The organism is Massilia sp. FBCC-B171, assembly GCF_059134155.1.
The window spans coordinates 3,466,856-3,485,735 of the sequence record NZ_CP101443.1 but is presented as its reverse complement, the minus strand read 5'-3'; the positions used below and the strand labels follow the sequence as shown (position 1 = coordinate 3,485,735).

Here is an 18,880-nt window from a genome sequence, read left to right as displayed (position 1 = left end):
GTAGAACAACGATATCCAAAATGCCACAATCTTGTAGGAATAATCCTTCAAATCTGCGGGATGGCTGGCTCAGGCGTGATGATTTCGTGGGGCGCCAGGCCGCGGCCCTCGACCAGAAGCTGCTCGAACTCGTGCGCCGGTAGTGGTTTGCTGAAGTAATAGCCCTGCATTTCGTCGCAGCCATGGCGGCGCAGGTAGTCGAGCTGCTCGCCCGTTTCCACGCCTTCGGCGATCACTGCCAGCTTCAGGTTGTGCGCCAGCGCGATGATCGAGGTGACGATGGCTTCGTCGTTGGCGTCGCGCGTGATGTCGGCGACGAATGATCGGTCGATCTTGAGCACGTCGATCGGGAAGCGCGACAGGTAGGACAGGCTCGAGTAGCCGGTGCCGAAATCGTCGATCGACAGGTTCACGCCCAGCGCCTTCATGCGGTGCAGCAGGTCGACGGCCGGCGTGATGTCGCTCATGAACAGGCTTTCGGTGAGCTCGATTTCCAGGTATTTCGGCTCGAGGCCCGTATCGAGCAGCACGCCGGCCAGGTTCTCGATCAGGTCGGCCGCGCCGAACTGGCGCGCCGACAGGTTCACGGCCACGCGCAGCTTGTCGAAGCCGGCGTCCTGCCAGGCCTTGTTCTGGGCACAGGCGGTGCGCAACACCCAGGCCCCGATCGCCACGATCATCCCGGTTTCCTCGGCAATGCTGATGAAACGTCCCGGCGGCACCATGCCCAGTTCCGGATGCTGCCAGCGGATCAGCGCTTCCATGCCGCAGATCTTGCCGGTCTTCATGTCGAGCTGGGGCTGGTAATACAGGACGAATTCGTTGCGTTCGACGGCATTCCGAAGCGCGCTCTCGATGCGCACGCGTTCCAGCGATTCCTCGTTCATGGCCGGCGTATAGAACTGGAAGTTGTTGCGGCCCAGTTTCTTGGCGCGGTACATGGCGATGTCGGCATGCTCGATCAGGGTGTCCGCGTCGGTGCTCTCGCTCGGATACACGGCCACGCCGATGCTGCAGGTGACGAAGAATTCCTTGGTGCCGAGCATGACCGGCTGGGCGACCGCATTCATCACGCGCTGCACGATGTCGGGCGTGAGTTCCTGGTCGCCGCGCTCGGAGACGATGACGACAAATTCGTCGCCCGACAGGCGCGCCACGGTGTCGGCGTCGCGCAGGGACGAGCGCAGGCGCGCCGCCACCGTCATCAGGAGCACGTCGCCGGCCTTGTGGCCCATGCTGTCGTTGACGAACTTGAAGCGGTCGAGGTCGATCAGCATGACCCAGACCGGGTTGCCGCTGCGGCTGGTGTACGCCACTGCCTGGCTCAGGCGGTCCTGCAGCAGCGAGCGGTTCGGCAGGCCGGTCAGGGCGTCGTGCTGGGCCACGTGGTGCACGCGCTGCTCGGTAAGCTTGCGCTCGGTGATGTCGCTGCCGGTGCCGCGGTAGCCGGCAAACTGGCCGAGCTCGTCGAACACGGGCTGGCCGTTGACCAGGAACCAGCGCGTCTGGCCGTTGTCGTCGACCACCTGGTATTCGAGGTCGGTGAAGGGCAGGTTGGCGCGCACCTGGGCGATGTGCTTGCGCCCGTATTCGGTGTCGATCAGCGCCGGCACGTATTCCCAGCGCGTCTTGCCAAGCAGGTGGTCGACCAGCACGCCGGCCTTTTCGGAAAAACCGCCGGTGACCATCGTGAAGCGGAAGCTGCTGTCCTGCTCCCAGTACCAGTCCGAGGACATCGACACCAGCTGGCGGAAGCGCTGCTCGCTCTGCTGCAGCGCCTTTTCGGTGCGCTCGCGCGCGACCATGTCGTCGACCAGGCGCCGGTTGGTGCGTTTCAGGTCGGCGGTGCGCTTTCGCACCAGCTGCTGCACGCGCCGCGCACGCTCGCCGGAGGCCTGGACCCAGGCCGCCGTCATCAGGCTGAGCAGGATGCCGCCGGCCAGCATCGCCAGCGAGGCCAGGTGGTCGGCCGCGAACGGGCGCGGCTTCATGCCCACCTCGACCAGCCAGGGACGGCCGGCGACGTCGAGCGTGCGCACGATGCGGGTGTCGAATTCAGGGGCGATCCAGCTGCCCAGCAGCTCGCGCGCCGGCCTCGCGCCGTCCATGCTGGTGGTGAAGACCAGGTCGGCCGCCTCGGGACGCGCGCCGGCATACACCGACATCACGATCTGGCTGTCGTCGAGCAGGCCCGCGCCGGCCAGGGCCATGCTGACCAGCTCCTGGGCTCGCACCACGACGGCGGTGTCGCCCGTCAGCTGTCCCTTGGTGTCGTAGACGGGCAGCAGCACCTGGAAGCTCGGCTGCGGATTGGCGTCCTGCACCAGCGGGAACAGCGGGGTGGCGGTGGCGCGCTTGTCGGCATGGGCACGGGCCAGGGCGCTGTTGATCTGCGGGCGCGTCGCGGCATCGAAACCGAACGCTGCCTCGTTGCCCTTGAGCGGCACCAGGTAGTCGACGATGCTGTACTCGGTGCGGCGCCCGGCCGGCCCGCGGCGCCCGCTCAGGTCGTCGGTGATGACGGTACCGGGTATGAAAAGCTGCAACTCGGCCTCGGCCGCCGCGCGTTCGCTGTCCGGCACGATGCGGTGGTAGTTGAAGGCCTTGATGAAGGGATGGCGCAGCAGGAGCGGGGCGGTGAAGTCATGGAACTGGGCGCGCGTGACCGGGGCGCCGAGGGCAAACAGCTGGTTCGTCACCGTTACCACTTCAACCGCGTCGTGCAAACCCTGGCGCACCGTCGCCACGCGCTGCTCGGCGCGCTGGCCGAAGGACAGCGCCAGGTTGTCGTATTCGAGATGGCTCACGCCGACGAACAGGGCTGTCGAGGCGGCCAGGCCGGCTCCCAGCGTGAGGGCCGCCGCGCGGGTAAATGAAAACGGCAGGCGACGCAACATGACGGTTCCTGAAAATTATTTGCTTGAGAGCACCAAAGCAGTGGAGTGTGTCATAGGTTGGTCGTTTTTCGCAAACAAATCCTCACCCCAGGCGCCCTGAAAACGCGGGTGTCGCCGCGATCAGACAGGCCGCCGTGCGAGCCAGGCAACCAGCAGCCGCGCCAGCAGCTTGTTCAAGAAGGAAAAACCCAGGCCGCGCCGGCGTGCGAAGGGGCGCCCGGCGGCGCCGGCTGCCGTATGCATGGCAAAGAGCAGGTGGTTGTTGCCGGCAATGCCGGGAAACTCGCAGACCCGGCGCTCAAAAGCGTCGTCGATGCGTTCGACAATCGCGTTGTGCGCAGGATCGTAGCTGAGGACGTTCGCAACCAACACGCCGCCCTCGCGCAGCGCGCGCCGGCAAGCGCGGTAAAAAGCCGCGCTGCCGAGGGCGGCGGGCATGCCGGCGGCGTCGAAGCCGTCGACCAGGATTGCGTCCACGCTGGCCGGGATGGCCTCTATATAGTCGGCGGCGTCCGCGTGCACGATGCGTAAGCGCGCGTCGTCGGGCGGCACCTGGAAGTCATCGCGCAGGGCGATCACCTCGGCGCAGATTTCCAGCACCGTAATGCGGGCCTGCGGAAAGTGGCGGTAGCAGAACTTGGCCAGCGAGCCGCCGCCCAGGCCCACCATCAGGATATGGCGCGGACGCGGCGTGAACAGGGCAAAGCACATCATCGCGCGCGCGTAGTCGAGCACCAGCGCGTCCGGGTGCGACAGCAGCATCTCGCTCTGGATGTCGCCGCCCTCGAATTCGAGGGTGCGCCGGTTGCCCCGGGTGCGCACGCGCGGCACGGATGGAAGCGAAGGATCGGCGGTGTCGGCGCGTTCGGGCATGGCATCAGTATAGAAGAGAAGGGCGGCAGTAAACACACGCCATGCGACAACTTCCGGCCGCTGCTGCGTCTTGTTCACAGGCATGAAACTCTGCTAAGCTGGCCCTTGCCGCCACAGGAGTTCCGTATGTTTCTCGATCACCCGACGATCACCGCCACCAACAGCGCGCTCGAACCCGACCGCATCGAGCGGCTCAATCGCGTCTACGGCTACGCCATGGCGCTGGCCGACAGCGCCGGCAACGCCCAGTTCGTCGACAAGCTGACCCAGCTGCACGACCACAAGGGTACCCTGATCGTGTTCTGGAGCGAGGTGCCAAGCGAGGCCGAACGGGCTATTTTTGCCAGCGCCTGGGCCAGCAAGGTCGGCGACGGCACCGAGCAGGTGGAGCACGAATGCTGAGCGGCGCCATGCTGACCATGGATTCGACCACGATGATGCTGGTGCTCGCCCTGGGCAACCTGGCGCTGTGCAGCGTGCTGTTCTTCTTCGATTACGGCAACGTGCGCGCACCGGCACTGGCCAGCTGGGGCTTGTCCAAGCAGGTGCAGGCGGCAAGCTGGATCCTGCTCGCGCTGGGCGGCGCGCGCGTCATCCCCGAGCCGCTGGCGCTGCCCGGCGGCTGGGCCCTCCTGATCGCCGGCGTCGCGGCGGAATCGGCCGCCATGTGGGAAACCGCGCACCGGCGCCATCTGCAGCGCGCCATGGTGCCGCTCGCGGTCGGCGCCGTCTTCATTTTCCTGGTCTCCTACTGGATCGATCCGCTCGGCCTGCGCACGCTCGCCGCCGCCCTGATCCTCGGCGCCTTTTATCTCGCCGGTGCGGCGGCCCTGGCGCGCGGCTGGAAGGAGGCCTCGATGCTGCAGCGCGCGCTGGCCATCGTCTCGGCCATCCTGGCGCTGGTGGTGGCCGCGCGCGGCATCCTGGTGCTGGTCATGCCCGACGGCTGGCGCTGGCTTTCGCACGACCTGCTGCGCCAGCTCTCGACCATCGCTTTTTATCTCCTCATGCTGGTCAACGGCTTCGGCTTCCTGCTGCTGGGACGCGAGCGCCTGCAAGCGGACCTGGAACGCCTGGAAACGCTCGACCTGGTGACCGAGGCGCCGAACCGGCGCGGCTTCTTCCATGCGCTCGCGCCCTGGATGGCGCTGGCGCGCCGCCCTGGTTCGCCCACCGCCCTGGTCGTGCTCGACCTCGACAGCTTCAAACGCGTCAACGACGGCTACGGCCATCCGGTCGGCGACGTCGTGCTGCGCCACGTGGCCGACCTGTGCAAGCGCCAGCTGCGCGACAGCGACCTGCTGGGCCGCCTGGTCGGAGGCGAATTCGCCCTCCTGTTGCCGCGCACCGGCTCTGACGAAGCCATGCTCGTGGCCGAGCGCATGCGCGCCGCGATCGAGGCCACGCCCGTGAAAACCGAGCGCGCCATGATCTCGATGACGGCCAGCTTCGGCGTGACCACGATCCGCCCGGACGACAGCAACGTCACCCTGTTCGGCCGCGCCGGCAGCGCCATGCGCGCCGCCAAGGAAGGCGGGCGTAATGCGATTCGCCTCGCGCCACGCGAGACCGCGCCGGAAAATTAAGCTTCAGTCAATCGTTAGCCGCCGCGCACGCCTTACGTGCGCATGCTTCCACCTGGATCGGTGACGACCGCTCGCACCGCGGAAGGTGTACGTGGTGGCCGGCTGCCGTGCGAGCGAACCGTCGGCGCCACGTATGCCAGACACGCCCGTAACGCGTGGGCACGGAGTACCCACCCTACGGTAAACGTCGACCAGCAGCTTTTGATCTGCGGCATCCAGTCATCGGTACGTCACAAAGCCGGTGCACACTGCGGGTTCTTCCAGCCAGGGCGAACCATGCCAGCTTGCGCTCCATACCCCACATTTTCCGCACCGCTCTACGCCGCCGTCGAACTCGGGTCCGACAGCTTTCGCCTGCACGTGGCCAGCTGGGAAAACGGCGCCATGGCGGTGGCCGCGACCCTGAACGAGCCGATACGCCTCGGTGCGGGGATCGGCGCGGATGGCTGCCTGGATGCGCAGACGATGGGGCGCGCATTGGCATGCCTGCACCAGTTCAGGCTGGCCCTGGCGAACTGGGATGTGCGCGCCGTGCGCGTGGTCGCCACCGCGGCGCTGCGCGTGGCCTGCAATGCGCCGGCCTTCCTGCCGGCGGCGCAGGCGGCGATCGGGCATCCGGTCGAGGTGCTGGGCGCCGAAGAAGAGGGCCGCCTGGTCTACCTGGGCGTGGCGGGCGCGCTGCCGGAGACGCAGGAGCGGCGCCTGGTGTTAGATGTCGGCAGCGGCTCGACCGAAATCGTGGTCGGGCGCGCGGACGAGGTCGAGCTGGTGCAGTCCTACGGCGTCGGCGCGCTGCGCCAGGGCCTGGCGTTTTTCGGCAACGGCATCACGCCGGCGGCCTTCGAGGCGGCGCTGGCGTCCTCGCGCAGCCGCTTCGCCGACGCCGGCGCACTTGCCGGAGCACTGCGCTGGCAACGCGCCTACGGCGCTTCGGGCACGGTGCGCGCCCTGTTCGAACTGGCCGGGGCGCAGGCCTCCGACGGGCGCGGTGCGCATGCGGCCGGCCTGGTCGCGCTGCGCCATGCGCTGGTCGAGGAGGGCGGCTTCATGCGCATCGCCGCCCTGTCGCAGCAGCCGGCGCGCGCGGCCCAGATGGCCGGCGGCCTGGCGCTGCTGCTGGCGCTGGTCGAAGAGCTCGGCATCGAGGAGCTGGTGCCGGTGCCGACGGGCCTGCGCGCCGGCGTCATCCGCGAACTGCACAGGCGCACGCCAACGGAGCGCCCCTTCCCGGAATGCGCCTGATCGACTATATTGTTTACCTTGTTAAGTAGTGGAATACGCAATGACCAAAAAACCGGTACCCGCCAAGGGTACGGCCGCAGCCGCATCGGCGCGGGCAAAAGCAGTCCCGGCAGCCGCCAAGGCGGCCCGCACGACCCCGGCCAGCGCCGCCGCACCGAAGCGCGCGGCCACATCCTCGAAATCCCTGCCCGTGAAAACGGCCGCTGCGAAGAGCGCGGCCGTCAAGGCTGCGCCGAAGAGCGCTGCGAAGGCGGCAGCAAAAGCGCCGCCGGCGAAGAGCGCCGCAAAGGCGTCAGCCAAGGCCTCGGCCAAAGCGCCTGCGAAAGCGATCAAGCCCCCCGCAAAGACCACAGCACGCGCCACGCCCGCCAGGACGTCCGCAATCGGCGTGAAGAATGCCGCGAAAGCGCTGGTCAAGGCCGGCAAACAAGCGCCGACGGCCCGTCGCACCCGTGCAGCGCCGGCGCCCGCGCAGACCGGTGCGCGGCCAAGCCTGGTGCGCGACAGCTTCACCATGCCGGACGGTGAATATGCGGTGCTGGCCAGCGTGAAGCAGGCCTGCCTGAAGGCCGGTTTCGAGATCAAGAAGAGCGAGTTGCTGCGCATCGGCGTGGCCCTGGTCGGGCGCCTCGACATCGCGACGCTGCGCCAGGTACTCGATAGCCTGCCGCAGCTTAAAACCGGTCGCCCGCCGAGCGTGTAACGCAAGGGCCACGCATCGGCTGTTCTAATGCAGCGCGGCCGAGGTCAGCTCCTTCAGTTCGCGGATCGGGATATTCGACTTCTCGTGCATGCGCAACAAGATCGTCGCGCCCACGTTGAGCTTGCGATGCCGGATCTTGCTGATGATCGGCGGCTGCACTTCGAGCACGCGGCACAGCTCCGCATCATTTTTGAGATGCAGTTTTTCGATCAAGGTGTCGAGCAGCTTGTTCGGCACGAAACTCGATGGTTCGAGGGCGCGTGCGCGGTGCATTGCGGCCAGCATTTCCTGTTTTTTTTGGCGTACGTTCATGTACTCCTCCAAAATGCGTACTTTGGTTGAGGAACAGGACCGTTTTGGAAGCGCCCGATATTGTGTTGGCTGGAAGCGCCTGACAAAACCATCATCGCCGCAAAAGCGGCTTGTCCTGAAGGTTTTGTTAGCCGCTCCTCTGCGGTCGGGTCGTTGTGATATTACTACGCCTGTGCGGTAGGCGCCGCACTATTCGTCGCGAACGGTGTCTAACGTGCTTATTTCCGCTTGGAATTTACGCTCATCTTCACGCCGGGCGCAAACCTTCGCGCGTCAACAGCAGTACCTCATCGGCCATCTCGGCCGCCGCATGCGAGTGGGTCACCATGATGGCGCCGGCGCCATTCGCGCGGATTTCGTCGCGCAGGAGGCGCAGGATGCCGCCCGCCGTTTCCGGATCGAGGTTGCCGGTCGGTTCGTCCGCCAGCAAGAGGGCCGGCTTGTGCACGAGGGCGCGCGCGATCGCCACGCGCTGCAGTTCGCCGCCCGAGAGCTGGCGCGGAAAGTCGGCGCCGCGACCTTTCAATCCCACCGCCGCCAGCATGTCGTCGGCCCGCGCCGTGCCCGCGCCATTGAGCAGCAGGGGCAGCGCCACGTTCTGCTGCAGCGTCAGATGCGGCAGCACGTGAAAGGCCTGGAAGATGAAGCCCATGCGCGTGCGGCGCAGGCGCGTGGCGGCATCGTCGTCGAGCGCCGCCATGTGGATGCCGTCGACGATCACTTCGCCGCTGTCGGGGGCGTCGAGCCCGGCGATCAGGTTCAGCAGGGTCGACTTGCCGACGCCCGATTCGCCCATGATGGCGACGAAGCGGCCGGCCGCGAAGCGGTGCGAGAGCGCGGCCAGCACGGTGCGTCCGCCATAGGTTTTGGTGAGCTTGGCGAGTTCGAGCATGGATCCTTTTACACTTAGCGCGTGAGGGCGCGCCGCAGCGCGAAGCTGATCGCATCGACCAGGGCGACCAGCACCAGCATCGCCAGCACGACGGTGGCGGCGTTCTGCATCTGGAACAGCGACAGGTGGTATTTCAGCATCTGGCCCAGGCCCCCGGCGCCGACCACGCCCAGCACGGCCGCGGCGCGGATATTGTTCTCCCAGCGGTACAGGGTGTAGGAGAGCATTTGGGGCAGCGTTTGCGGCAAGGTGGCATAGAAGAAGGCGGCCAGGCTCGGCGCGCCGTTCGCGCGCAGGGCCGCTTCCGGCGCCGGCTCGGCGTTTTCCAGCGCGTCGGCGAACAGGCGCCCCAGCACGCCCGCCGTGTGGACGGCGAGCGCCAGCGTGCCGGCGAAGGGTCCGAGGCCGGCGGCCACCAGCAGCAGCGCGGCCCACACCAGTTCCGGAATCGAGCGCAGGACATTCAAGACGATGCGCACGGCGGCGCGCGGCGCGGCGCCCCAGCGCCCGGCCGCCGGCAGCGCCAGCACCAGGCCGGCAAGGACCGCCAGCAAGGTGCCCAGCGCCGACATCGACAGGGTTTCGAGCGCCGCGTTCAGGGTCTTGAGCAGGAAGGGTGCGGCCATTTCCGGCGGCGCGAAGCCGCCCAGGAATTCGCTGGTGGTGCTGACCGCTTCCGGCGTGAAGAAGGCGGCCAGGTCGAGCTTCAGCGTGGCGAAGCTGGCGACGATCAGCGCGATCAGGGCCAGCACCAGCAGGGGCGTGCTCCAGGAACGCGGCGGCGCCGGCGGCAGGGCGGGTTTGTTCATCCGAGCCTCCGCCGCAGCAGGGTCGAGACCAGGTCGGCCGCGGCCACCAGCAGCACGAACATGAAGAGCATGGTCGCCACTTCGCCGCCCGCCATCATCTTGGTCGATTCGTCCATGCGCTGGCCAAGGCCGCCGGCGCCGACAAAGCCCATGATGGCCGAGCCGCGGATCGCGCATTCCCAGCGGTAGATGGTGTAGGAGACCAGTTCGGCGGCGGCGTCGGGCAGGGCGCCATAGAGCAGGGCCGGCAGGCGCGCACTGCCGTTCGCAAGCAGGGCGTCGGTGGCGTGGGCGTCGCTCGACTCCAGGATTTCGGCATACACCTTGGCCAGCATGCCGCAATAGGTCAGGGCGATGGCCAGCACGCCGGCGGTCGGCCCCAGGCCCACCACGCGCACGAAGAGCAGCGCCCACACCAGTTCCGGCACGCTGCGCAGCAGCACCAGCAGCCAGCGCACGCCCTGGCGCAGCAGCGCCGCCGGCCAGCGCACGCGGCCTGTGCCCAGGCGCGAAATCGAGAGCCGTTCGCTCACCAGGAGCGTGGCGGGAATCGCGCCCAGCAGTGCCAGCGCCAGGCCGGCGGTGGCGATGGCCACCGTGATCCAGGTCTCGCGCAGCACCATCATCAGGAATTCGGCCCCATGCGCCGGACGCAAGAAATCAGAGAGAAAACCGCCGGCGGCGGCCAGGCTTTGCAGGTCGAACAGGATCCAGGGCTTGAATTCGCTGTAGACGAGCGCCGGCCACAGCAGGGCCAGCGCGGCGGCGCAGGCAATCAGGCGGCCGCGCCAGGCCGGATCCGGATGTAAGGAAGGCGCCGCCATCCTCAGAAGCAGGCGCCCACGGCGATGCGTTCGGGCGGCTCGTGCAACTGGTGCGGATGCGCTTCGGCCATCTCGTTTTCGTAGAGCGCGGCGATCATGGCGTCGGTCACCTGCTCGCGCGGCAGGTCGAACACGATGCGTCCCTCGCGCAGGCCGACGATGCGCCCGAAATGGGCGCGCGCCATCTCGACCTGATGCAGGCTGCATACCAGCGTCGCCTTGCGCGCGGCCGCTTCCTGCTGCAGGGTAGCCAGGGTGATGCGCGCCAGGGACGGGTCGAGGGCGGAAATCGGTTCGTCGACCAGGAAGGCCTCGGCGTTCGACAGCAGCAGGCGCGCCAGGCTGCAGCGCTGGCGCTCGCCGCCCGAGAGGCGGTCGACCCGCGCATAGAGTTTGTCGCCCAGGCCGAAGCGGCTGAGCGCATCGAAAGCGGCGTCCGGGTCGAGCGGCTTGAACAGGGAGCGCAACGCTTGCGCCAGGCTCCAATGGGGCAGGCGCGCGGCCAGCACGCTGGTGACCACGCGCTGGCGCGGCGGCAGCGGCGGCGTCTGCGGCGCCAGGAACAGGCGCGCGCGCATTGCGTGGCGCGCCTTCTGCGGCAGCGCCCAGGGGTCGAGGCCGAACACGGCCAGTGTCCCGCTGGCCGGCTGGTGGGCGCAGGCCAGGGTCGACAGCAAGGTCGTCTTGCCGGCGCCCGAAGGACCGATGAGTGCAAGCTGCTCGCCCTGGTTCACCACCAGGTCGAGCTCGTGCAGCGCAGCCGTTTTGGCGCCGGCCAAGTGGCGCACGGTCAGTTTGTCGAGCTTGAAACTCATCGGTTCACCAGTTGCCTGATTACTTCAACAGGCCGGCATTCTTGGCCGCAGCTTCGATCGCCTTGTAGTTCTCGACCTTGGTCGGCACGAACTTGGTGGCGCGCTGCAGGTCCAGGATTTCCTTGCCCTGCGGGGTCGACGCGTCGAGCGCCAGGAAGGCGTCGCGGATCTTCTTTTGCAGCGCCGGGGCCATGCTGCTGCTCACCGACCAGTTGTAGTCGTAGTAGCCGGGCGTGGTGTAGAACACGCGCACCGTTTTTGGATCGACCTTGCCGCCCTCGATCAGCTTTTCCCAGACCGAGATGTTCAGTGCGCCGGCATCGACCTTGCCGCCGGCCACGGCCGCGACGGTTGCATCGTGCGCGCCCGAGAAGGCGATGCGCTTCAGGTCGGTGTCCGGATCGATTTTTGCAGCTAACAGGAAGGAGCGCGGCATCAGGTGGCCCGAGGTCGACGATTCCGAACCGAAGGACAGGGTCTTGCCCTTCAAGTCTTCCAGTTTGCTGATGCCGGGCTGGGTGGTGATGAACACCGAGCGGAATTTTTCGTCTTCGGCGCGCTGCACCAGCGGCACGACCTGGCCCTTGCTGCGTACGTTGGCCTGCACGAAGGTGAAGCCGCCGAACCAGACCATGTCGAGCTTGTGGTTGATCAGGCCTTCGACCGAGGCCGCGTAGTCGGTGACCGGGGTGAACTCGACCTTCAGGCCGGTGGCCTTGGCCAGGTAGTCGCCGAGCGGCTTGAACTTGCGCTGCAGTTCGGTCGGCGCTTCGTCGGGGATGGCCGAGACGCGCAGCACGCCGGGCGTGTTCTGGGCGCCGGCGGCGCCGGCGGCGATCAGCATGGCTGCGGTAGCGGAGGCGGCGAGCAGCGATTTCAGCGTGGAGATCGGGGACATGTTGGCTTTCTTCTTGTAAATAAAAGGAAACGGCGGCGAGCACGCTTGCGCGGCAGGCGAACGAGGAGGATTCGCGACTTCCGCTATGATAGCAAAAACAGCAACTTCCTCCCTAGCCAGGGCGCATCGGGTGCTCCGGCGGCACGAATGATAAACCTTATGCTGACGACATGCACAAGCGAGAGGCCGAATGCCACCAGCGCCCAGGCCGGTGCCCATGCCGGCGCCCACCTCACGGCCGAGCTGATCGATGGCCTGGGAGCGCGCCAGGCGACGATTTCGCCCAAGTTCCTGTACGACCCGCTCGGCTCGAAACTGTTCGAAGCCATCTGCGAGCTGCCCGAGTATTACCCGACCCGGACCGAGGCCGGCATCTTCGAGCGCCATGGCCGTGAAATCGCCCACGCCTGCGGGATCGGCGCCACGATGATCGACCTGGGCGCCGGCAATTGCGCCAAGGCCGCCTCGCTCTTCCCCCTGCTGCGCCCGGCGCAATACGTCGCGGTCGACATTTCGACGGAGTTCGTCAGCGAGGCGCTGGCACGGCTGCGCCTGCGCTTTCCCCACATCGACATGCGCGCGCTCGGGCTTGATTTCTCGAACGGGCTCGAGCTGCCCGAGGACGTGCGCGAGGAACAGCGCCTGTTCTTCTACCCGGGCTCTTCGCTCGGCAACTTCACGCCGCCCGAGGCGCGCGCCTTCCTGACCCGCCTGCGCAAAAGCTGCGGCGATGACGGCGCCTTGCTGATCGGTATCGACCTGGCCAAGGACGCGGACATCCTGGATGCCGCCTACGACGACGCGCTCGGCGTCACCGCCGCCTTCAACCTCAATGTGCTGCGCCATGTGAACAGCCTGCTCGGCAGCGACTTCGACGTCAAGCAGTGGCGCCACGTCGGTTTTTATAACGAAGCCGCCGGCAGGGTCGAAATGCATCTCGAGGCGAAATCCGCGCAGCGCGTGCGGTGGGAGGGCGGCGGGCGCGATTTCGCCGCGGGCGAACGCATTCACACCGAGAACAGCTACAAATACCGCCAGGCCGACGCGATTCACCTGCTCGAACAATCCGGCTTCGAAGCCACGCGCGTGTGGACCGATCCACGCTGCCCGTTCGCAGTCATCCACGCGCAGGCGCTGTCCTGACGAACGCCATGCTGCGCGACCAATTCCAGGCGGTGCGCCAAGCTTCCGTGCAACTGGCCGCGCCCTTGTCAAGCGAGGACTGCTGCGCCCAGTCGATGCCGGACGCCAGCCCTGTCAAGTGGCACCTGGCGCATACCACCTGGTTCTTCGAGACCTTCATCCTCGAAGCGCGCGAGCCGGCCTTCCAGCCCTTCCATGCCGCCTTCCGGGTGCTGTTCAACTCGTATTACAACGGCGTCGGCGCGAAGCACCCGCGCGCCCAGCGCGGCCTGCTCACCCGTCCCTCGCTGGACGAGGTGCGCGCCTACCGCCAGGACGTCGATGCGCGCATGCTGCGCCTGCTCGACGCCGGCGAAGACGCGGCGCTGGCCGCACTCGTCACGCTCGGCTTGCAGCACGAGCAGCAGCACCAGGAGCTGATCCTCACTGACGTCAAGCATTTGCTGGCGCAAAATCCGATCGCGCCGCGCTACGACGGCGAGGGCATGCGGCCCGAAGCCCAAGCGCGGCCGCTGGAATTCCTGGAATTCGACGGCGGCCTGGTCGAGATCGGGCACGACGGCCACGGCTTTGCTTTCGATAACGAGCTGCCGCGCCACCGCAGCTATGTCGCCCCGTTCTCCCTGGCCTCGCGCCTGGTGACGAATGGCGAATACCTGGCCTTCATCGAGGCAGGCGGCTACCGCGACCCGGCCCTGTGGCTGGCCGAAGGCTGGGACAAGGTCGCATCAGGCGAATTCGCCGCGCCCCTCTATTGGCGCCGCCAGGACGATGGCGGCTGGACCGAATTCACCCTGCACGGCGAGCTGCCGCTCGATCCGGCGCGCCCGGTCACCCATTTGTCGCTGTTCGAGGCCGACGCCTATGCGCGCTGGGCCGGCGCGCGCTTGCCGACGGAAGCGGAATGGGAGTTCGCCGCGCGCCTGGCCGGAATCGAATTGGGCAATTTACATCCGGGCGCCGCCCAGGGCGCGGGCCTGGCCCAAATGTTCGGCGCCTGCTGGCAATGGACCAGCAGCAGTTACGCAGCTTATCCGGGCTATGCCCCGGCGCCGGGGGCAATCGGCGAATACAACGGCAAGTTCATGATCAACCAGTACGTCCTGCGCGGCTCGTCCTGCGCGACCCCGGGCGGCCACGCCCGTGCCAGCTACCGCAACTTCTTCCCGGCCGGCGCCCGTTGGCAGTTTACTGGCATCAGGCTGGCACGATGATCGGCCTGAGCCGACTGAGGATGCGCCGCTTGAAGCTGCGCAGCATACGCGTCCGGATCCTGAACCGGCGCGCCAACGCCTATATCCTGTCGCACCCGCTGGCCTTCATGCTGAGCGTCCTGAAAGGCTTTCGCGCCAACCAGGGCTTGCTGCTCGCGGGCGCCGTCGCCTATTACGCGCTGTTGTCGATCGTGCCCTTCCTGATGCTGATGGTGGTGGGCCTGTCGCATTTCATCGACCAGGCCGAACTGCTCGAAACCCTGCGCCGCTACCTGGAGCTGCTCCTTCCCGGCCAGTCGTCCTCGATCGTGGGAGAGGTCGCGAACTTCCTCGCGAACCGCGAGCTGATCACCTGGGTGCTGGGGGTGACCATGCTGTTCTTCAGCTCGTTCGCCTTCACAGTGCTGGAAAACGCGATGAGCGTGATTTTCATCCACCGGGTGGCGATCCGGCGCCGCCATTTCCTGGTATCGGCTGTGCTGCCGTATTGCTACATGCTGGCGCTGGGCATGGGCGTGATGCTGGTGACGGTGGTGGCTGGCACGCTGCAGGTGATGGGGCAGGAGAGCGTGCACCTGTTCGGCACCGACTGGGCGCTCGACGGCGTCTCCGGCGCGCTGCTTTACCTGATGGGCCTGGGCGGCGAGATCCTGGTGCTGACCTCGATCTACCTGGTGATGCCGGTCGGGCGCCTGTCGCTCTCGCATGCGCTCGTCGGCGGAGTGACGGCGGCGCTGCTGTGGGAAGTCGCGCGCCACGTGCTGGTCTGGTATTTCTCCACCCTGTCCCAGGTGAATGTGGTGTACGGCTCGATGACGACGGCGATCGTGGTCATGTTCAGCCTGGAAATCGGGGCGACGCTGCTGCTGTTCGGCGCCCAGGTGATCGCCGAATACGAGCGCGTCGGGCGCGGCAAGCCGGAAGGCCATCAGCCGATGACGACCGCCGCCTGAAGCATCGCTTTGAGATAGCGCAATTTCCGTCAAGCAGCAAAATGGCACAGTACGTTCTTGCGCCGGCACAACGCTGGGCACTTCAGAACGGGAGCTGTCATGGAAAGTGGCGTATTCCTGGGTTTGCCATTGCCGGTCATGCTGGCATTTTTCGCGCTGCTGGCGGGCCTCGCCCTGCTGGCGCGCCAGCTGCACCAACTGCGCCAGCCGGCCGTCGTGCGGCATGGCCTTCAGTCTTCTTCAGCCCCGCAGCGGGGCGCTTCCAAGCTGGAATAGCTCAGAGCACGACGCTGCGGTTGCGTCCGGCCGATTTCGCCGCGTACAGGGCGCGGTCGGCGCGTTCGATCGCCTGGTCGATCGGTTCGCCCTCTTCATAGCGCGCAAAGCCGGCGGAGAAGCGCACGCGCACCTCCGGCAGCGACTGGATGGCCGGCGTTGCGGCCAGGCTGTCGCGCAGGCGCGCCACGCCCAGCGTCGGGTCGCCCGGCGCGCTTGCCGGCAGCAGCAGCAGGAATTCTTCTCCGCCCCAGCGTCCGATCATGTCGGTGGTGCGCAGCACGACCTGGGCCTGGGTGGCAAACGCGCGCAGGACGGCGTCGCCGGCGGCATGCCCGTAGCTGTCGTTGATGTTCTTGAAGTGGTCGAGATCGATGATGCAGACATAGAAACGCGGGCCGCCGCGCGCGTAGCGGGTCGCATGTTCCTGCAGCAGCGTCATCATGCGGCGCCGGTTCGGCAACCCCGTCAGTTCGTCGCGCGCGGCCATTTCCTTGATGTGGGCGAGCGCCTGCTCGAGTGCGATCTTTTGCGTCTTCAGGCGGGTGCGCATGTCGCTCAGCTGGCCGGAGAGCTGGGAAATGGCCAGCATCACGATGGCCATCAGCGCAAAATTGAAGATTTCCTGGCGCGCCGGATAGTGCAGCGGCTGGTATTGGGCGCACCAGTACATCACGACGCCCATCAGGCTGACCGTATAGATGCAGGCATGGCGCACCGCCAGGGGGCGCAGGCTGAACATGCCGAACACCATCACCAGCGACAGCATGATCACGGTCGCGCCATGCACGGGCCCCGTGATGGCATACGCGGCCCCGATCAGGGTCTGCGCCATGATGGTTTGCGGCATGGCCAGGGTCGGGTCGGCGAAGCGCTGGTTCAGGCCGCTACGGATGACGGCGTAGAAGCCGCAGATTAACAGGACGAACATGACCGTGAGGACACTGACCTGGTTCAGGTCGGCCACGCCGATGCTGGCGGCGTAGAGCAGCAAGACCACCACGGTGGCGGTGACCAGGGCGGCCAGGCCCAGCAGCGCCAGGGTGCGGCGTTGCAGGCTGTCGCTGCCGAGGAGGGCATTGGCCAGGCGCGTGCTGCGCCGGATCGGAGGATCGGGGTCAAGCGCCGCCGTAGCGGCCTGTTGCGTGGGCATTGTCTCTGGGATTCGTTGTGAAATTCAAGGCCGGTCTGCGCCGGCGAAGGGCATTATACAACCGACAATTCTCAAATAGACAATGCTTGGCTTTTCAAGTAGAAAATATAAGGGTTGACGCGGCAAGGTTTTGCCTTGCCGCCCAGTAACCAGTCAGGTGGCAGGCCGCTCAGGCCTTGACGAGCACGCCCGGCTTGCCCGCCGCCATGCGGCCGATGACTTTCGCTTCACCAAATCCCTCGCGCGCGAACAAGGCCAGCACGGCCTCGGCCACCGCCGGATCGCAGGAGACCAGCAGGCCGCCCGAAGTCTGCGGGTCGGTCAGCAGGGCTTGCTGGGCCGGGGTGATCGCCTCGGACAAGACCACATCCTTGCCGTAGGCGTCCCAGTTGCGCCCGGACGCACCGGTGAAATAGCTGTCCTGGGCCAGTTGCAGCACGCCGGGCAGCAGGGGAATGTTGGCCATGTCGAGTTCGGCGCCGAGGCTCGCGCCGCGCGCCAGTTCGAGCAGGTGGCCAAGCAGGCCAAAGCCGGTGACATCGGTCAAGGCGTGCACGCCGTCCATCGCGGCCAGCGCCTGGCCGGGCTTGTTGAGCTTGGTGGTATTGGCGATCATCGCGGCGTAACCGTCCGCACCCAATACATCCTTCTTCAGCGCGGCCGACAGCACGCCCACGCCCAGCGGCTTGCCGAGGATCAGAACGTCGCCCGCCTTGGCGTCGGCATTGCGCTTGACGCGGTCCGGGTGCACAAGGCCCAGCACCACCAGGCCATAGATCGGCTCGACCGAATCGATGGTGTGGCCGCCGGCGATCGGGATGCCCGCTTCGGCGCACATCGATTCGCCGCCGCGGATGATCTCGCCGATGGTTTCCAGTGGCAGCTTGTTGATCGGCATGCCGACCAGGGCCAGGGCCATGATCGGGGTGCCGCCCATGGCGTAGACGTCGGAAATGGCGTTGGTCGCGGCGATGCGGCCGAAATCGAAGGGATCGTCGACGATCGGCATGAAGAAATCGGTGGTGGCGATCAGGGCCTGCTCGTCGTTGAGTTTATACACGGCGGCGTCGTCGGCCGTTTCGATGCCGACCATCAGCTGGGGCGGTACCGGGAAGCCGCTCGAGTTCTTCAGGATTTCGGCCAGCACGCCGGGCGCAATCTTGCAGCCGCAGCCACCGCCGTGCGAAAAGGAAGTCAGTTTGATGGTCTGCTCGGGCGCGTTCATGTTGGGTTCCATTTTTGTAAAGTAGTCAGGCGGCCCGGTTCGCCGGGCGCAGCAGATTATCCACCAAGTCGGCCAGCGCCGCTTGTTCGGTGGCCGGGCTAAAGAGTGAGGCGCGTGCGGCGCACTGGCGGCGCAGCAGGGCGTCGAACCCGGCGTCCTGTGTGCAGCGCTCGATCAGGCGCGCCAGGGCGGCGGCGTCGCCGAGCGGGAAGAAGCCGGCATAGTCCGCCCCCAGCATGCCGACATTGCCTTCGATGTGAGAGGCCAGCACCGGCACGCCGCTGGTGACGGCCTCGATGATGACGTTGGCGCCGCCTTCCATGTTTGACGCAATGACCATCGCGCGGCAGCGTTTCAGGCGCTGGCGCGTGGCAGCATGCGGCATCGGGCCGAGCCAGCGGTAGCGCGGTGTTGCGCTAGCCGTGGCGCACGCGGCATCGCGCAGCGCCGGATCGAGCGCGGCGCCGACATGCAGCAGGCGCAGGCGCGGGTCGGTGACCAGCGTTGCTGCGCGCATGAAGGTCAGCGGGTCTTTTTCTTCGCGCAGGTGGCCGATCATGCAAATGTCGACGTGGCGCGCGCGGGGCGAGGGCGCGACGGGACGCAGCGCCGGCGAGGACTGGTAGATCACCCTTGTCTTTTGCCGCAGGTGCGGCGCCAGGCGCGCCAGTCCGGCCTCCTGCAGCACGACCAGGGCGTCAGCCGCCTCGAGCGAGGCGAGGGCCTCGGGAGCGGTGTCGATGTCGCGGTACAGGTCGGTGCCGGTCAGGACCAGCATGATCGGGCGCCCGGGGTGCGCTTCGCGAAAAGCGGCCAGGGCGGCGGCCGAGCGGCGTGCGTGCAGCGCGATCAGGAGTGCGGGCGCGGGATCGGCGCTTGTCCAGCCATTGCCGACCTCGACCAGGTGCCTGCCGCGCAGGAAGTGCGCCCATCGGCTGGCGGTTTGCCAGTTGCCGTTGTTGTCGCGGGCGGCGGCGGGGCTGACGATGAGGATGCGCTGGCGGTCCATCGGGGGCTGGTCAGGGAAGCGGGAGGGAGCGCGATTATACGTCGGGCAGCGCGTGA

19 protein-coding genes are annotated in these 18,880 nt (G+C 67.0%); 8 read left to right on the top strand and 11 right to left on the bottom strand.

What is annotated here, in order from left to right:
* Positions 1-47: 47 nt before the first annotated feature.
* Both NMB41_RS15755 and NMB41_RS15750 read right to left on the bottom strand, forming a co-directional pair.
* Positions 48-2,897 carry a bifunctional diguanylate cyclase/phosphodiesterase gene (locus NMB41_RS15755; RefSeq protein ID WP_494378755.1) on the bottom strand — a complete coding sequence of 950 codons (2,850 nt, stop codon included), beginning with the start codon at positions 2,895-2,897 and terminating at the stop codon, positions 48-50.
* Positions 2,898-3,017: 120 nt separating this feature from the next.
* Entirely contained in the window at positions 3,018-3,854 is an 837-nt protein-coding gene (locus NMB41_RS15750; protein WP_494378754.1) for a spermine/spermidine synthase domain-containing protein, read from the bottom strand.
* Positions 3,855-3,896: 42 nt separating this feature from the next.
* Between NMB41_RS15750 and NMB41_RS15745 the strand changes: the two genes are divergently transcribed.
* From NMB41_RS15745 to NMB41_RS15730, 4 genes are all read left to right on the top strand, one after another.
* Positions 3,897-4,172 (top strand): hypothetical protein, encoded by a 276-nt coding sequence (locus NMB41_RS15745; protein ID WP_494378753.1) that lies wholly within the window; start codon positions 3,897-3,899, stop codon positions 4,170-4,172.
* A complete protein-coding gene (locus tag NMB41_RS15740) occupies positions 4,166-5,356 on the top strand; it encodes a GGDEF domain-containing protein (RefSeq protein ID WP_494378752.1) in 1,191 nt (396 codons plus the stop codon). The genes NMB41_RS15745 and NMB41_RS15740 overlap by 7 nt, the downstream gene beginning before the upstream one ends.
* Positions 5,357-5,632: 276 nt before the next feature.
* The gene (locus NMB41_RS15735) at positions 5,633-6,598 is read left to right on the top strand and encodes a Ppx/GppA phosphatase family protein (RefSeq protein WP_494378751.1); all 966 of its coding nucleotides are present in this window, start codon (positions 5,633-5,635) and stop codon (positions 6,596-6,598) included.
* Between the two features lie 40 nt (positions 6,599-6,638).
* Positions 6,639-7,301 (top strand): hypothetical protein, encoded by a 663-nt coding sequence (locus NMB41_RS15730; protein WP_494378750.1) that lies wholly within the window; start codon positions 6,639-6,641, stop codon positions 7,299-7,301.
* A gap of 24 nt (positions 7,302-7,325) precedes the next feature.
* Here the strand turns inward: NMB41_RS15730 and NMB41_RS15725 are convergent, their stop codons facing one another.
* The 6 genes from NMB41_RS15725 to NMB41_RS15700 all read right to left on the bottom strand — a co-directional run bounded on the left by NMB41_RS15725 (position 7,326) and on the right by NMB41_RS15700 (position 11,851).
* Positions 7,326-7,613, bottom strand: a complete 288-nt coding sequence (locus NMB41_RS15725) for a hypothetical protein (RefSeq protein WP_192054864.1) — start codon at positions 7,611-7,613, stop codon at positions 7,326-7,328.
* 247 nt (positions 7,614-7,860) lie between these two features.
* Positions 7,861-8,505 (bottom strand): ABC transporter ATP-binding protein, encoded by a 645-nt coding sequence (locus NMB41_RS15720; protein WP_494378749.1) that lies wholly within the window; start codon positions 8,503-8,505, stop codon positions 7,861-7,863.
* Between the two features lie 14 nt (positions 8,506-8,519).
* On the bottom strand, positions 8,520-9,314 hold the full coding sequence (gene phnE, locus NMB41_RS15715; protein ID WP_494378748.1) for a phosphonate ABC transporter, permease protein PhnE: 795 nt from the start codon (positions 9,312-9,314) through the stop codon (positions 8,520-8,522).
* Complete coding sequence (locus NMB41_RS15710; RefSeq protein WP_494378747.1) at positions 9,311-10,138, bottom strand: PhnE/PtxC family ABC transporter permease; 828 nt, start codon at positions 10,136-10,138, stop codon at positions 9,311-9,313. The genes phnE and NMB41_RS15710 overlap by 4 nt, the downstream gene beginning before the upstream one ends.
* A gap of 2 nt (positions 10,139-10,140) precedes the next feature.
* Entirely contained in the window at positions 10,141-10,953 is an 813-nt protein-coding gene (locus NMB41_RS15705) for a phosphonate ABC transporter ATP-binding protein (RefSeq protein ID WP_494378746.1), read from the bottom strand.
* A 19-nt stretch (positions 10,954-10,972) separates the two neighbouring features.
* The gene (locus NMB41_RS15700) at positions 10,973-11,851 is read right to left on the bottom strand and encodes a putative selenate ABC transporter substrate-binding protein (RefSeq protein ID WP_494378745.1); all 879 of its coding nucleotides are present in this window, start codon (positions 11,849-11,851) and stop codon (positions 10,973-10,975) included.
* Between the two features lie 159 nt (positions 11,852-12,010).
* Between NMB41_RS15700 and egtD the strand changes: the two genes are divergently transcribed.
* The 4 genes from egtD (at position 12,011) to NMB41_RS15680 (ending at position 15,437) form a co-directional block, all read left to right on the top strand.
* Entirely contained in the window at positions 12,011-12,994 is a 984-nt protein-coding gene (gene egtD, locus NMB41_RS15695; RefSeq protein WP_494378744.1) for an L-histidine N(alpha)-methyltransferase, read from the top strand.
* An 8-nt stretch (positions 12,995-13,002) separates the two neighbouring features.
* Complete coding sequence (gene egtB, locus NMB41_RS15690; RefSeq protein WP_494378743.1) at positions 13,003-14,208, top strand: ergothioneine biosynthesis protein EgtB; 1,206 nt, start codon at positions 13,003-13,005, stop codon at positions 14,206-14,208.
* A gap of 20 nt (positions 14,209-14,228) precedes the next feature.
* Positions 14,229-15,161, top strand: coding sequence for a YihY/virulence factor BrkB family protein (locus tag NMB41_RS15685; RefSeq protein WP_494378742.1), 933 nt, complete (start codon positions 14,229-14,231; stop codon positions 15,159-15,161).
* Positions 15,162-15,260: 99 nt separating this feature from the next.
* Complete coding sequence (locus NMB41_RS15680) at positions 15,261-15,437, top strand: hypothetical protein (RefSeq protein ID WP_494378741.1); 177 nt, start codon at positions 15,261-15,263, stop codon at positions 15,435-15,437.
* A 1-nt stretch (position 15,438) separates the two neighbouring features.
* Here the strand turns inward: NMB41_RS15680 and NMB41_RS15675 are convergent, their stop codons facing one another.
* From NMB41_RS15675 to senB, 3 genes are all read right to left on the bottom strand, one after another.
* Positions 15,439-16,590 (bottom strand): GGDEF domain-containing protein, encoded by a 1,152-nt coding sequence (locus NMB41_RS15675; protein WP_494378740.1) that lies wholly within the window; start codon positions 16,588-16,590, stop codon positions 15,439-15,441.
* Positions 16,591-16,759: 169 nt separating this feature from the next.
* Positions 16,760-17,815: a selenide, water dikinase SelD gene (selD, locus tag NMB41_RS15670; RefSeq protein WP_494378739.1), complete on the bottom strand. Its 1,056-nt coding sequence runs from the start codon at positions 17,813-17,815 to the stop codon at positions 16,760-16,762.
* Positions 17,816-17,840: 25 nt separating this feature from the next.
* On the bottom strand, positions 17,841-18,824 hold the full coding sequence (gene senB / locus NMB41_RS15665) for a selenoneine biosynthesis selenosugar synthase SenB (protein ID WP_494378738.1): 984 nt from the start codon (positions 18,822-18,824) through the stop codon (positions 17,841-17,843).
* Positions 18,825-18,880: the final 56 nt, after the last annotated feature.